The following is a 14,439-nucleotide window of genomic DNA, read 5'->3' as shown; positions in this document are numbered from 1 at the left end:
GGCATCCGACACGCCCGGTAGCCCGACCGGAGGAGCTTTTGGGCAGCTGTGAATCTGGGGGACGATGCCGGGCGCACAGGGCTTGGCCTCCGGGGCCGCTTGAGGTTGCCGAAAGGCTCACGATGAAGGCGGTAGGATAAGCCAAGCCCACATAAGAAGGTTTTTATCCTTAGAAGCCAAAAAACTCTCTGGTGGTAGAAGTGAATATTTCTGAAATAATAAGAGAGATAAGAGAGGTTCTTGACAAAAAAGATGAACTGAGAGAAGAGGCCCTCAAGCTTACTAGGGAAATCGTAAGGCTAAGCGGGGACTCAATAAAAGCCCTACATAGAGGAGAGCTCGAGACTGCAAAGGAAAGGCTAGAAAAAGCTGAAGAGCTGGTCAAAAGACTAAAAGAAGATTTAAAAGGCCATGAAGATCTTTACTTCACGGGCTATGTTCAGAATGCCCATCAAGAGTACGTTGAAGCCTTGCTTTTTTACTGCTATCTGCTTAGAAAAGAGTTCCCCTCTCCGAGGGAGATTGGAATTCCCGAGGCTGACTATGCCCTTGGAATTGGAGACTTCATTGGAGAGTTGAGAAGGCATTTCCTGACTCTCCTGCTAAAGGGAGACTTAGAAAAGGCTCAAGAAGTTTACACTTTTATGGAGAAGGTTTATGATGAGCTTGTTACTCTCGAATATCCTAAGGGTCTTGTAAATGTGAGGCAAAAGCAAGATCAAGCGAGATACATTCTGGAAAGAACTCTTGAAGATTTAACAAGGGCCAAAATCAGCAAAGATTTAGAAAAGAAGCTTGAGGAGTGGAGAAATGAACCTTAAAAAGATCGCAGAGATTCAAAGAAAACTAAGCAGAAAAATTGTAGAAAAGCCCTTGGATATTTCAAAAGTTAAAAGCATCGCCGCAGTTGACGTATCTTATAAGGGAAACCAGGCAAGAGGAGCTTTTGTTTTATGTTCTTTCCCTTCCTGCGAAGTTTTAAAAACAAAAGTCGCTGAAACAGAGGTATACTTTCCCTATATTCCCACTTATTTCTTCTTGAGAGAAACGAGACCAATTTTGATGCTGTTAAAGGACGAGAAATTCGATGTTCTTCTTGTAGAGGGGCACGGAAAGGCACATCCAAGAGGATATGGCTTGGCTTCACATATAGGCTTACTTATCAAAAGACCCACAATAGGGGTTGCAAAACGTCCTTTGCATGGTACCAAAGATTTCGTGAAGGTGGGAAAAGCTTATGTAAGTGTTGGTAATTTAATTGACCTTGACTCTGCAAAGAGGATTGTTGAAATAATTAACGAAAACGGCTACCCAAAACCTCTGAGGATTGCAGACAAACTTTCCAAAGGTGCTGAAAATGGAAGAGATTAGGCTGCTCATTTCCCTTGCCAAGAAAGGTGCTATTGGAGATAAAGTTAAAGTTACCTTAAGAGAACTTTCAAAGGAAATGGGAATCTCTCCCCAGTCTGTGATGAGGAAACTAGAGAGAATGGAAAAAATGGGCTATCTAATGCGAGAAGTTTCTGGAAAGAAAACTTTTATAGAGGTAACCCCCGATGGATTGAGGCTTCTTGAAGAGATATTTGACGAAATCGGAAAGATTCTGTATGGGAGATACATCTTGGGAGAAGTAGTTTCTGGAATTGGAGAGGGGAGATATTATGTGGAGCAGTACAAAGACAGAATAAAGGAATACCTTGGCTTCACCCCTTATCCCGGAACTCTAAATCTTTTGATAATCTTCCCGAAGACGATCTACGATGCACTCTATAATGTGGAACCAATCATAATCCCCGGCTTCACCAAAGGGGGCAGAACTTTCGGAGATGTAAAGGCCTACAAAGTTAAGATAAATGGAATCGAGGGGGCAATAGTCGTTCCTTCCAGAACAATACACCCCCCAAGAGTCGCTGAAATAATAGCTCCCGTATGTCTTAGGGAGAAGCTCAATCTAAAGGACGGCTCAAAAGTTAAAGTGGAGGTAGTAAAATGAAGGAGAGAATCCTTTCCTCCTTAGGATATGGGGGCCTTGGGGTGACCCTAAGCTTTTTACTGATAGTCCTCTTTTATCCTCCCTACACTGCAATGGATACCCTTATCCCCATTTACATCGCTGGGTTGCTTCTAGGTGGAAGTTTTGGGGTTCTTAAAGGAAAGATAAGAGCAAGTGGATATGCATTTCTTGTGGGATTTTTCTTAACCCTCGCCCTCTATATTCTCTGGCTTAAAGTGGAGTTTTCCATGCTCTACTCTTTCTCCCTTTTGGTAGCTGTTGTGTTTGTTATGGGGCTTGTTTCTGCGGAAAACACGCTTGATGTATCCATAGTCCCGTTTGCTTATTTTGGTGGATTTATACTCGCAAATTTAGTTTTTATGAACTCTAAAATCTCGGAAATTGAGGGTTCCACGGTAAGCATTGTGCTGGTAGGGGTTGCGGGAACTGTTATTGCAACCGTAGTCATTTTTCTCAAATCGTTCCTTGAAAACACTGCAAGGATGAGTAAGAAAATTTAAAAGGGAAGACTTCCAATTTCAAATGGTGAGCAATATGGTAATGAGGCTGTCAAAGCTTTATGGGAAACAGATATACAACACCAAAGGATATTACATCGGTTACGTTGATGAAGTACTGATAGAGATCGACAAAGGAGAGGGAAGGATACTGGCGCTTGGACTCCCGGGAGAAAAAGTTGGAATCCCCTATGAAAGGGTAACTGCAATTGGAGATATAATATTGATAGAAGCGAAGAAAGACTAGCCCTCTTTGGCATTCAGTGCCTCTAAGAATTTTTCTGTTATTGCTTCTTCTACCAATTTTAAGAGGGAATCCTTATCCTTAGCAAGTTTGAATATTCCCAATGGGATTCTAGCTCCCCCTGACTGTGGATGTCCTCCCCCACTGCCTATGTCCCCAAAAGCCTCTTTCAGAACCTTGCCAACGTTTACTCTCACGTCTCTTGTTCTGGCAGAAATTTCTATTCTATCATCAACTATTCCAAAGACTAAAACGGTATTAACCCCTTCTAGCCTAAGTAAAAAGTCTGCAGATTCTGGAATGGCGTCTCTGTTGGTTATAAAGCCCACGTTTGAGATAACAATGTTCTTGTACATCTTTCTGTTCAAAATTGCCCTTGCCAAAACCTCTGCAGTCTCAGTAGATATGTCCGGGGATTCTATCTTTTCTAGGATGTCATAGTCTACTTTCCCTGCCAAAAAGGCCAATGCCTCAAGATCGGTATGATTAAGCTTTGAGAACTTCTTTGTGTCTATGTAGATGCCATAGAAAAGGCTGGTTCCAAGTAGTTCATTAACCTCTATATTAAGATGTTTTAGGTATTCCACCATTATTGAGGATGTGGCGTTTACTTCAGGCCTAATATCAAAAAATGCATTCTTGGGAAGCCTTTCTTCCAAATTTTGGAGAAGCTGGTGATGATCGACAAGTATCTCTATTTTCTTAAGATCCTCATCATCCAAAATGCTCACATTTCCATTTGGCTGGCAATCAACCAACGCTATGGCGGAGTATCTTTTAATTTCATAAGAACCCGGAGAGACTTTCCTCATATCTAACCCAAGAAGATTTACAAAAGCCCTGTTCTCATGGTGGGTTATCTCGCCTCCGTAAACAATAGTGGTCTTTAGCCCCATGTTTTGGGCTATAACTTGTAGGGCAGCAGCGCTAGCCATGGCATCTGGGTCAGGGTTATCATGCATGACTATTAAAAGCGAATCCGTCTTTTGTTTTATTTCTGAGAGCTTCTTGCTGAGTAAAACTGCATTTTTTCTTCTTCCGATATTCTCTACCATTTCAACAATTGTCTTGATTACGGCCTCTCTTGGAGAGATTGCATAATCTATTTTGACCTCATTTTCAAATTCTTCCTTTATCTGAGATGTCAGTTCTTCAACGGTTATATCATCGGGGAGGAGAACCAAAATCGGCACTTCTGGGTTGTTGTTTTTAATTGTCTGTATTGTTCTCTTTATCTTGCTTATGTCCATTGTGGTTATTATGATAAGGTCCGTCTTATCAATGCCGGCCTTCAACAAAGATGCAGTATAAGAGAAGTCACCATGAATAACGTGAAATCCGCTTTCGCTAAGGGACTTAGCCCTAATATCGTCTTGTTCAACAATAACAATGTCAAATTCACCTCTAAGCACCTGGGCAATGCTCCTCCCTATTGTTCCTCCACCAAGTATCAACACTCTCATGGTGCTCACCTTATAAGGACAATAATGCTTAAATATATGCTCAGATGGACTTTAATTGTGGTGGTTTCCTAAACCTTTATTCAGCTTTTGATATATATACCTAATGGTGGTAGAGATGCAGCTTCCAAATATCACACCAATAGAAGAGAATGTTGTATGCACCAAAAAACAGGAATTGCTCGATTTAATCTACAATGCTTTTTCCAATCAGGAGTTTAGCGGGTTATTTCTGAAAATGTTCACAAAAGACGAAAAAGAAAAGTACTATGCCACAATTTTGTTGGACAGAAAAAAACTCTTAGCGGCTCAGATAGACCTCCTGAGCTCCAAGAAAAAGTTGGTTGGAAACGACAGCATTGAAACCCTGAAGAGAATAATAGACTATCCCCTCGTAGTGGATTTGTACGGACTTGATGAGATATCTTTGAAGCTCTCAATAACCGACAACTTGGAAATTTACAATTCAACTCCAAAAGTCGAGCTTGAAAAAATATTTGGGGAGAATAAAATCGAAAGTGCTGAGGTGCTAGAAAAGGAGAAATTGCTAGAGAAGGCTCTTGAGAGAAAAAAGGAAGAGAAAGCAGAGACAAAACCGCAAGTAAAGGTACAAGAAGAGGCTAAAAAAGAAGCCCCTCCAAAAAGGGAGGAGAAAAAGCCCCTTGAAAAAGCCCCTAGAATTGAAAGGAAAGTTGGTGTCCCAGAAATTGATGTTAAAGTGGTAGGAGGAGAAATCTTCAAGCCAGTTCTTCAAGAATATGCTGAAGAGGTCCTAAAGGAGATAAAAAGCCTAAACGGAGTTTCTGTAGAGAAAGTTGGAATAACTGGGGAAGTGGGCTCTGGAGTAATTTACCTTCACATAGACGTTCATGGAACAAGCGAGAAGGACAAGAGCTCAAGGGAGATGTTAGAAAGAAGGGTGCTGTACTTTGTCAACAAGCATCTTCCGATAATCTGGAGAAAAGCCGGGCTTAAGCCAATCTTAAGCAACGCCCAGGCAAAAATAGCTGCTCCTGGAGAGTCAGAAGAAGAGAAAAAAGAGAAAGAAGAGATCGTAGTTCCCCGCAAGGTAGAAAGCAACATAATAGTGGAGGCACATGAGAGTGTCAAGCCTTACTTTTCCGCCTACGCCCGGGTGATCTTCAAAGACATTCAAAGTGCAGGCATTGATATTGAGAAGATGCTCTTGGACATAAAGGGAAGGAGTGAGCATGAGATTAACCTAACGCTCTGGGGGAGAGCTTCTGGAATTAGTAAAGAAGAAGCGGAGAGGGTTGTTAATAGGATCCTAAGGAATCATGCAAGAGAAATCGGAAAGGCGTTGAACAAATACGTGACAATCCATAGAGTAGAGCTTTATCTAGAAGAGGAGGAAGTTTCAAGCAAAGCTAAGCAGATAATCAGCAAAAAAGAAGAGTTAGAAAAGGAGATAGAAAAGCTCCTTAAAGAAGCTGGAGTTGAGGAGCTTTCTTACATAACTGAAGAGAAAAAGAGAGAAGCTGAAGAGGCATTGTTAAAGACCAAGATAGAACCAGCAATGGAAGATATGAGAAGAAGGCTGCAAAGGGAATTCACAGAGCTTCCGAATTCAGTGTTCAGATGGATGAACCTTGATTGGGAGTTTAAAGAGGGAACGGTATTTGCTGATCTTGAAGCAAGTTTCGACAAAAGGAGCACACTGCTAGGAATTGTCTCTGACGAGAGAGTGCGTGAGGATATTATGAGAACTCTAGAAAAAGTGATAAAAGAAGTATCAGCAGAACAGAACATGCCAATAAAACTCAGAAACATTGAAATTAAGATCAGATGAAATCAGCACTCAAGATCGTCATCATAGCACCGCTCAGATTTGCCGAGATCATCACTACTTTATTTTTAATATCTGAGGTTTTTAAGCTCTCTGGTATGAGAGAATTAAGATAATTTTCGAAACGTTAAGTTTTTAAATTGATTGATCTCTCTTCTCAACATGAGCACATTACTCGGAGCATTACTCGCGTTGATCTCAGCATTTGGATGGGGAACTGCTTCAGTTTTAGTGAAAATTGGAATGAGGAACAAAAGCGCAGTTACCGTTAACATAATCAGGCTGTACATTACGGCACTTTTTTATGCTTGTATGTTTTTGCTCACTGGGAACTATGCCGAGATATCTTCTCTCAATTGGCGGGTTCTTCTGATCGCATTTATCTCCGGACAGTTTGGCTTCGTGATAGGAGATTACTTCTACTTCAGTGCCCTCAGGCTGATGGGAGTTTCAAGAACCGTTCCGATAACGTCCTCCTACCCTCTCTGGACTATATTGTGGGCTTGGTTATTTCTAGGTAGGAGCGTAAATGCCCAGATAATTGTTGGAGCATTCCTCGTATTTTTGGCAATTGTTATCGTCAGAAGGGGGGAGATCGAAGAGCATTTAGATAGCAAGGGATTCGTGTTTGCTCTTTTAGCACCTATTTCTTGGAGCATTGCAATAACACTGCTCGATTTTCTCTCTTCACAAGTTTCCCCTCTCTCTTTAGCAGGTATTAGAATGATATTCGCCGCATTTGGGATTAGTGTATTCCTGCCTAGGTATTCGAAGGAACTAAGGGAGATCACACAAAGGGAAGTTGCGATACTCTCGGGAGCAGCCCTGCTCGGGCTGATAATTGGACAATACACATTCGTTAAGTCTGTGAGCCTAGTGGGTTCCCAAATCTCCGCCCCAGTAAGTGCTGTAAATCCTATTATATCCTCCCTTCTTGCGATAGCAATTCTAAAAGAACCGCCGAACACCAAGATAATCCTGGGATTGATATTGGCCGTTGTAGGTGTGATCTTAATAACAACAGCGTAAAGAATTTAACCTCCACCTCCTATTTTATAATGCCGACAGCGAGGGGACAATTAGTCTCCTCGCGTGGGCTCGGTCGAACCCGCCTCCGCAAGATATCGGGCTCTATGAGCGGAGTGTGCTCACACCGAGCCCACAGGGCCGGTGCATCCACCCGCGCGAAAAGTGAACGCGGGCCTCTGTTGCCGGCCCACAATTCTCCAAAAAATTCTTATAGCTCTATTCTAAAGGGATTGGGAGGGGTATCATGACTACGCTTATAATTGCAGAGAAGCCCAATGTAGCTAGGAAAATAGCCTATGCACTTGCCGAAAAGAAACCAATAAGGAAGACCATTGGTAAAGTCCCCTACTACGAGCTTACAAGGGACGGGAAGAAAATAATAGTGGCTCCAGCCGTTGGACACCTCTTCTCTCTCGCCCCAAAAGAGAAAACCTACGGCTATCCTGTCTTTGATATAGAATGGGTGCCCGTTTACGTTGCAGAAAAGGGAAAAAGCTATGCAAAAGACTACATAAAAGCCCTAAGAGAACTTGCAAAGAGAGCGGATGAGTTTGTCGTTGCGTGTGACTATGACACCGAAGGTGAGGTGATAGGGTACACAGCACTAAAGTATGCCTGCGGTGTTGATCCAGCAAAAGCTAAGAGAATGAAATTCTCCGCCCTTACCAAGAAAGACCTCTTAAGAGCTTGGTATAATTTAGAGCCAACAATTAACTTTGGAATGGCGGACGCGGGAATAGCGAGGCATGTCCTTGACTGGTATTGGGGGGTTAATCTTTCAAGAGCATTGAGCTCAGCTGTAAGAAAAGCCAGTGGAAGATGGATAGTTCTCTCCACTGGTAGGGTTCAGGGACCAACACTAAAGTTTTTAGTTGAAAGGGAGCGAGAGATAGCAAACTTCGTTCCCACGCCGTACTGGGTCATAAAAATGGTTCTCGAAAAAAACAACCAACAATATACTGCTGTCTATGAAAAGGACCGCATTTTTGATGAGGAGGAGGCCAAGAAGATCGTTGAAGAGTCCAAAAAGGGACCGGCCTTTGTAGAGAAAGTGGAGATAAAACAGCAACAAAGAAATCCCCCGCATCCCTTTGATCTTGGAACACTTCAAAGAGAAGCGTACTCTGCTTTTGGCTACAGCCCAAAGAAGACTCTGGACATTGCACAGCGTCTCTATGAGCGAGCTCTCATCAGCTATCCAAGAACTTCGTCTCAAAAGCTTCCAAAGAACTTGAACTACGAGTCGATTATCCATAATCTTGCCAAAATTCCAGACTACAAACCCTTTGCTCATGAGCTTTTAGGGAAAGGTGTCTTAAGACCTGTGGAAGGCAAAAAAGATGACCCTGCCCACCCAGCCATATACCCCACAGGGGAGCTACCCAAGCCGGGAGAGCTGAGCAAAGAGGAGCAAAACCTTTATGATTTGATAGTTAGACGATTCTTAGCCGCATTTGCCGATCCTGCTATAAGAGAGAGCGTAAAGGTCATTATAAACTCAAACAACCACCGCTTTATTCTTAGCGGTTCAAGGACAGTTAAAGAGGGATGGCTGAAGATTTACGGCAAGTATGTTAGCTTTGATGAAGTTCTGCTCCCAAAGTTTGAGAAAGGAGAACTGATAAAAGTTATTCAGATAAAACGAGAGAAGAAGAAAACTAAACCCCCAGCAAGATATTCTCCAGCTAGTGTCATCAAGAAAATGGAAGATCTGGGTATTGGAACTAAAGCCACAAGGGCTCAAATCTTAGAAACCTTATATTCGAGAGGATACATAGAGGGCAAGAAAAAGATAAAGGTCACTCCTCTGGGCATGAAGGTAATAGAGGCATTGGAAAATAACGTTCCGGATATAATAAGCGTTGAACTAACGAGAGAGTTTGAAGAAAAAATGGAACAGATAATGCAGAAAAAAATAAGCAAGGAGAATGTTATTGAGGAATCTAAAGAGACCTTAGTAAGAATCTTGAAGGAGTTCAAAAAGAAAGAGGGAGAAATAGGGAGAAAACTTCTGGAAACGTTTGTTGAGAGCCAAAGAAACAAAAAGAATAAGAAAAGTACCAGCACAAAGGAACTAACTGCAGAGGAGGAAGAAAGTATCAAAGAATCTGCTGAAAAGAGAAAGTCTATGGACGCTATAATAGTGGGGAAATGTCCTAAATGCGGTGGCGACTTAGTGGTGAGGTATAATAGAAAAACAGGAAAAAGGTTTGTGGGCTGCTCCAATTGGCCCAACTGTGATGTTACTTACCCACTTCTCCAAAGGGGTGAGATAGTTCCAACAGGCAAAACATGCCCTGAGTGCGGAAATGCCCCGATAGTGAAGATCAAGGAACGCAATAGGGAATATGAGGTATGCCTTGATATGAACTGCTACAAAAATCGGAAAAAAGGTAAAAGTTAGAAGTTATAACTTAAAAGTTAGAATCACAGGAGTTCCTTAAGGAGTGCTATCCTTCTCTTACTCATGAGCACTTTTGGATGTTTGAGGAGGGCTTTTATAACCTCTCCGTAGTCTCCACCCGCAATTTTCTCTGCATCTGCTCCGCTTAGAACTTGGATAAATACATCCAGATCTTCGTCAGTTAATTTTTCCACGGCTTTTCTGATTTTAAGAACCCTCTCAAGCCTCTTACCGTCTTTTTCCCACCATTCCCTTGTGTAGTTCTGGAGAAGCGAGAGGTTTTCCTCTTCGAGTGCCTTTACTATCCATTTGCTTGCTATTGTCCCAGCTTCCATAGCCTCTGCCATTCCGCCGCCGTGCATGGGGTTTACCTGTCTAGCCGCATCTCCCACAACGACCACGTTGTCCTTAGCGAGCTCTTTTACAAATCCTCCTACGGGGACAACACCCACGTTTATTTCAAGGAGCTTCTTTGCTGGAATGTTGTTTTTCTCCAACCATTTGTCGAGGTAATACTTAGCTGTCTTTGGATTGTCGGAGTTTATACCTATTCCAACATTGGCTCTGTCTTCATCTTTTGGGAAAACCCATACATAACCTCTCGGTGCTATTTCATTCCCAAACCATAGATGAATCATATCCGGATCAAAGCCCTCGATGAGCATTTCGTATTCATACGCAGAGTCAAACTCGTGTGGAGGGGCATAGGTATTGATACCTGCTTTTCTTGCTATGGTACTCTCAACACCATCCGCTGCCACAATAACATCAGCGTGTATCTCAACGGGTTCTCCCTCGTGTTTTGCCTTTATGCCCTTTATAATGCCATTTTCTCTAATAACGTCGAGAGCTTCAGTTCTGGCCAGCACATCAGCTCCAGCTCTCGCGGCATAAAACGCCAGCATTTTATCAAATACCTTCCTTTCCAGAATAACCCCGCTCACGTTATTGTACCTTATTTCAAGCTCGTAACCGCTGGGAGAATACAGTTTTGCCCCATAAATCTCGCGGTTTATGAATCTCTTATCATAGGGGATGTCGTACTTCTTGAAGACATTTATATTGATCCCCTCGGCACACTGCTTTGGAGCACCTATGGCAGGCTTTTTATCTATGAGAAGAACTGAGTATCCTTCCTTAGCAACGTTTCTAGCTACTATCGGGCCTGCAATTCCAGAACCGACGACAACAACATCGTATTTCATGGTTCTCCCTCCAGAGGTTCAGCGCTTAAAGCTCCCACGGGACATGCGTTTACACATATTCTGCAAGAAATACACTTATCTTGGAAGAACTCCCACTTTGAAGAGGACACTCTTATTGCAAGAGCAGGACAAACACCAGCACAACCACCGCAAAGGTAACATCTATCTTCGTTTACTATGATTCTGATTTTCTCTGCCATAGTGACCCCCTCATTTTACTTCTTTTTTCCTGAGCTCTTCCTCATCAATTTCTATGACATTTTCTTTTATGCTTAACGGTATTACCCTTGAGAGTTCCTCGGCCTTTTCCTTAATTTCCCTCTCTTTGAGATTCAAAACATCGCTCAACTGCTCAACTGTTGCTTTTTTATAGAGAAGCAGGTAGTGGAGTATGGCGAGCTGGGTCATGTCACCAATTTCCTTCAAATATCTATCTTTGATGCTCTTCATGAGATTGTTTCTGTAGCTCTCAATAATTTTTAAAGCCTCTACTATCTGGTCTAACTTTTTATTTGCATCTATAAAGGCGGTTACCATAGAGCGTAAGCTTTTTGGAGATTTGTTAAGTTCATCAAGCCTGATTTCAAATCTCTCAAACCTTTCTGGAGAATCCAAATCCAAACTTTTATACCAGAATATATTGGGCGTGACAGTTACAAGAAACGTTTTCGAGACAGCTATGGAGTAGTATTTCCTTGTAGGTCCAATAAATCCTTCCTCCTTTTCATATGACCTCAAAACTCCCTCTCTCTCCATTATTTTCAGGTGCTTTGAAACGGCAGTAGAGGAAACGTTAACCTTGCTGCTGAGCAGGCTAAAGTAGCATTCAGTACATGTTAAGTGGCTGAGTAAGTCCCTCCTCACCTTGTTCCCCAAGATGTAAAATATATCCGGTTCAGACATGTTGCCCACCTACCCAAATCTGTATCGTAAAGTTTATATACCGTCATCCTAACCTTTGGTTGAAAACTCTAAATTTGTAAAGTTTCCGTAGATATGTTGCATCCAAAGGTTAAAAAGCTTTAGTTTGAAACTGATTGGAGGTGTATGGAGATGGCGCTTATTAGTGATGGGGACAAGAAGATAATTAAAGAGGAGTTCTTTTCAAAGCTTGTTAATCCGGTTAAGATTATCGTTTTCACAGGAAAAGAGCACTGCCAGTATTGTGACCAGCTGAAACAGCTTGTTGAAGAGATTAGCGAGCTTAGCGATCTTATAAGCTATGAGGTGCACGACTTTGACGGTGAAAAAGAGCTCGCTGAGAAGTACAGAATCGATAAAGCTCCGGTAACCATAATAACCCAAGATGGGAAAGACCTTGGAGTTAGATACTTTGGTCTTCCAGCAGGGCATGAATTTGGAGCATTTTTAGAGGACATTGTTGACGTTTCAAGGGGCGAAACCGACCTTATGGAAGATACCAAGGAAGCAATAAGGAGCATCGAAAAAGACGTTGAGATATATGTCTTTGTAACTCCTACATGTCCGTACTGCCCAATGGCCGTTAGAATGGCTCACAAGTTTGCAATTGAGAACGCACTGGCAGGAAAAGGTAAGATTCTTGGGGACATGATTGAGGCAATAGAATTCCCCGAATGGGCAGACCAGTACAGCGTCATGGCGGTTCCAAAAGTCGTTATAAGAGTAAATGGTGAAGACAAGGTTTCATTTGAGGGAGCCTATCCAGAAAAGATGTTCCTCGAAAAACTTCTCCAAGCTGTGGAGTGAACCTTTTTAACCCTCCTTTTCTTTTGCATTTTAGGTGTCTCCCGTGAGGACCTTTATAGTAAAGGCCAATAAGGCGCATACAAGAGCCGATTTTAGTCTGAAAGATCTCCCTGGAACGAGTGGGAGAATTGATTTACTTTGTAGGGTCTTGAATTCAGCATTTCTTCTTTCTCATGGGTTTAGGAAGGAAGTTAGAGTGTGGCTTAACCTTAATGGTCCCCCAAATCCACCAAAGACCATCAGATTTGAAGGAAGTGAAATCAAGCCCAAGACAATAAACCCTGACGAGATGAACTTGGCTAGGATAATAATAAAAGCTCTAAAAGTTGGTGAAGGTATAAAAGAGCCTGCAAGAGAGTATCCCGTTCTTCCGGGCATTTATGTTAGTAACCTGAGATTTGAAGATATTGTGCGAAAAACTATCAAAAACTCGACCCTTTACTACCTTCACGAAGATGGGAAACCGATTGAAAAGATAAGCTTCAAAGGCAACGTTGCCTTTGTCCTAGGAGATCATGAAGGGCTAACCAAAGAAGATGAAGAATTCCTTGAGGGGATAGCAGAAAAGGTTAGCGTGGGAAAAAAGAGCTATCTAACGTCCCATGTAATAGCCTACGTAAACATCTTTCTCGACAAGTTCCTCTAGTCGCTGAGTAGCCTCTCAATTTCCTCTGTTTTTGGGAATCTCCCCTGGTCATATATCAACTCTCCTCCCACAAAAACCTTCTCCACGTCACTTCCTCTTGCCGAGTAGACAATGTGCGAAAGCATATTCTCCTTAGGCAGAAAATGAAGCTTCTTTACGTTTATTAAGACCAAATCTGCTAGGTAACCTTCTTTTATGAGACCAGCTTTTAGTCCCAAGGATTTTGCCCCTCCAACGGTTGCCCAGTAAAATACCTCCTTCGCAGTTGGTTTTGTGGGATTTTTTCCCTTTACCTTGTTGAGTATTGCCGCAAATTTCATTTCGAGGATCATGTCGAGTGAGTTATTGGAAACCGCGCAGTCGTTTCCGAGGGCAATTTTCCCACCAAGCTCCCATAGGTCTATTATCGGAGCGATTTCTCCTTCGAGCTTTGCCAAGCTAGTAGGACAGTGAACCAGAGTTGCATCGCTATTTGCATAAATCTTAACTTCATCTTTTGAGAGATACACGCCATGAACCCCTATGAAGTTCTCTCCCAGCATTTCCAGCCCCTTTAGATACTCAACTGGGAGCATTTTTTCTCTCCTTTTGACTCGAAGAACCTCTTCTTTGCTTTGAGAGACATGCATATGAACTAGCGCATTTTCTCTCTCTGCGATTTCTTTGATTTCCCTTAACAAGTCCCTTGAAACAGTGTCTGTTGCATGCGGAGCCAATGTTGCTCTCACGAGGGTGCCTTTTTTCCATCGTTTGAAGAACTTGAATCCAATCTTTGGCTCTGCTATGGGCATCTCAACGAGATCCATCATCGTCTGCCCGATAAAAGCCCTAACACCCAACTTCTCTGCCGCTTCCGCTATTTTCCATGCAAAAAAGTAGTGGTCATTTATTACTGTTGAGCCGTTTGACACTGCTTCAGCAATTCCTATCAGAGCCCACTTGTAGATTTCGTCCTCATTCCATTCTTTTTCCATTGGCCATATTACTTCTTTAAGCCACCTGTCAAGGGGCATGTCATCGCCAAAGCCCCTAAACTTATTCATTGCAACATGAGTATGAGCGTTGACAAGTCCAGGTATGAGGAGGTATCCTTTGCCCCCAAAAATTTCATCCACATCAAACCCCTTTAGGCTTTCCCGAGGAATAACCCCAGCTATCTTATCTTTTTCTATAAGAACGGCAACGTTCTTTTTAATTCCCTCAACATCGAGGACATAATCGGCTACGATGGCTTTCACTCTTCTCACCTCCCCATAGGGATTAACTTTATGATGCTTGAGTTATTTAAACCTATGGCAAAATGGCAAAGAATGAGGCGAAGGATTTAAATATTCATCTGCAGTCTAGGGATGTGATAGCCATGCCTGTGGTATTTGAGGTCAAGGGCAAAAGGTTTCTTGCAAAA

The 14,439-nt window shown here is 42.4% G+C and carries 15 protein-coding genes; 10 read left to right on the top strand and 5 right to left on the bottom strand.

What is annotated here, in order from left to right:
• Nucleotides 1-200: 200 nt before the first annotated feature.
• From ACZ5NL_RS00780 to ACZ5NL_RS00760, 5 genes are read left to right on the top strand one after another with little or no spacing between them, the layout of a single operon-like run.
• Nucleotides 201-821, top strand: a complete 621-nt coding sequence (locus tag ACZ5NL_RS00780; protein ID WP_464843505.1) for a translin family protein — start codon at nucleotides 201-203, stop codon at nucleotides 819-821.
• On the top strand, nucleotides 811-1,371 hold the full coding sequence (locus ACZ5NL_RS00775) for an endonuclease V (RefSeq protein WP_464842433.1): 561 nt from the start codon (nucleotides 811-813) through the stop codon (nucleotides 1,369-1,371). The genes ACZ5NL_RS00780 and ACZ5NL_RS00775 overlap by 11 nt, the downstream gene beginning before the upstream one ends.
• Complete coding sequence (locus ACZ5NL_RS00770) at nucleotides 1,358-1,993, top strand: DUF120 domain-containing protein (protein ID WP_464842431.1); 636 nt, start codon at nucleotides 1,358-1,360, stop codon at nucleotides 1,991-1,993. Before ACZ5NL_RS00775 ends, ACZ5NL_RS00770 begins: the two co-directional genes overlap by 14 nt.
• Entirely contained in the window at nucleotides 1,990-2,514 is a 525-nt protein-coding gene (locus tag ACZ5NL_RS00765; RefSeq protein WP_464842430.1) for a hypothetical protein, read from the top strand. Before ACZ5NL_RS00770 ends, ACZ5NL_RS00765 begins: the two co-directional genes overlap by 4 nt.
• Nucleotides 2,515-2,548: 34 nt before the next feature.
• Nucleotides 2,549-2,758 carry a PRC-barrel domain-containing protein gene (locus ACZ5NL_RS00760; protein ID WP_252743511.1) on the top strand — a complete coding sequence of 70 codons (210 nt, stop codon included), beginning with the start codon at nucleotides 2,549-2,551 and terminating at the stop codon, nucleotides 2,756-2,758.
• Here ACZ5NL_RS00760 and ACZ5NL_RS00755 read toward each other — a convergent pair.
• Nucleotides 2,755-4,218: an NAD-binding protein gene (locus ACZ5NL_RS00755; protein ID WP_464842428.1), complete on the bottom strand. Its 1,464-nt coding sequence runs from the start codon at nucleotides 4,216-4,218 to the stop codon at nucleotides 2,755-2,757. The genes ACZ5NL_RS00760 and ACZ5NL_RS00755 overlap by 4 nt on opposite strands.
• Nucleotides 4,219-4,321: 103 nt before the next feature.
• Between ACZ5NL_RS00755 and ACZ5NL_RS00750 the strand changes: the two genes are divergently transcribed.
• The 3 genes from ACZ5NL_RS00750 to topA all read left to right on the top strand — a co-directional run bounded on the left by ACZ5NL_RS00750 (nucleotide 4,322) and on the right by topA (nucleotide 9,455).
• The gene (locus ACZ5NL_RS00750; RefSeq protein WP_464842427.1) at nucleotides 4,322-6,025 is read left to right on the top strand and encodes a hypothetical protein; all 1,704 of its coding nucleotides are present in this window, start codon (nucleotides 4,322-4,324) and stop codon (nucleotides 6,023-6,025) included.
• 159 nt (nucleotides 6,026-6,184) lie between these two features.
• The gene (locus tag ACZ5NL_RS00745; protein WP_464842426.1) at nucleotides 6,185-7,051 is read left to right on the top strand and encodes a DMT family transporter; all 867 of its coding nucleotides are present in this window, start codon (nucleotides 6,185-6,187) and stop codon (nucleotides 7,049-7,051) included.
• A 244-nt stretch (nucleotides 7,052-7,295) separates the two neighbouring features.
• Entirely contained in the window at nucleotides 7,296-9,455 is a 2,160-nt protein-coding gene (topA, locus tag ACZ5NL_RS00740; protein ID WP_464842425.1) for a DNA topoisomerase I, read from the top strand.
• Between the two features lie 23 nt (nucleotides 9,456-9,478).
• On the opposite strand, the gene ACZ5NL_RS00735 is transcribed toward topA, so the two are convergent.
• From ACZ5NL_RS00735 to surR, 3 genes are read right to left on the bottom strand one after another with little or no spacing between them, the layout of a single operon-like run.
• On the bottom strand, nucleotides 9,479-10,660 hold the full coding sequence (locus ACZ5NL_RS00735) for an NAD(P)/FAD-dependent oxidoreductase (RefSeq protein WP_464842424.1): 1,182 nt from the start codon (nucleotides 10,658-10,660) through the stop codon (nucleotides 9,479-9,481).
• Nucleotides 10,657-10,860, bottom strand: coding sequence for a DUF362 domain-containing protein (locus tag ACZ5NL_RS00730; RefSeq protein ID WP_464842423.1), 204 nt, complete (start codon nucleotides 10,858-10,860; stop codon nucleotides 10,657-10,659). The genes ACZ5NL_RS00735 and ACZ5NL_RS00730 overlap by 4 nt, the downstream gene beginning before the upstream one ends.
• A gap of 10 nt (nucleotides 10,861-10,870) precedes the next feature.
• Complete coding sequence (gene surR / locus ACZ5NL_RS00725) at nucleotides 10,871-11,563, bottom strand: sulfur metabolism transcriptional regulator SurR (RefSeq protein ID WP_464842422.1); 693 nt, start codon at nucleotides 11,561-11,563, stop codon at nucleotides 10,871-10,873.
• 150 nt (nucleotides 11,564-11,713) lie between these two features.
• Between surR and pdo the strand changes: the two genes are divergently transcribed.
• A complete protein-coding gene (gene pdo / locus ACZ5NL_RS00720; protein ID WP_464842421.1) occupies nucleotides 11,714-12,388 on the top strand; it encodes a protein disulfide oxidoreductase in 675 nt (224 codons plus the stop codon).
• 43 nt (nucleotides 12,389-12,431) lie between these two features.
• Nucleotides 12,432-13,034 carry a tRNA (pseudouridine(54)-N(1))-methyltransferase TrmY gene (trmY, locus tag ACZ5NL_RS00715; protein WP_464842420.1) on the top strand — a complete coding sequence of 201 codons (603 nt, stop codon included), beginning with the start codon at nucleotides 12,432-12,434 and terminating at the stop codon, nucleotides 13,032-13,034.
• Here trmY and ACZ5NL_RS00710 read toward each other — a convergent pair.
• Nucleotides 13,031-14,272: an amidohydrolase gene (locus ACZ5NL_RS00710; RefSeq protein ID WP_464842418.1), complete on the bottom strand. Its 1,242-nt coding sequence runs from the start codon at nucleotides 14,270-14,272 to the stop codon at nucleotides 13,031-13,033. The genes trmY and ACZ5NL_RS00710 overlap by 4 nt on opposite strands.
• Nucleotides 14,273-14,439 lie beyond the last annotated feature (167 nt).

Source organism: Thermococcus aegaeus (assembly GCF_055393685.1).
This window is presented reverse-complemented; position numbering and strand designations above follow the sequence as displayed.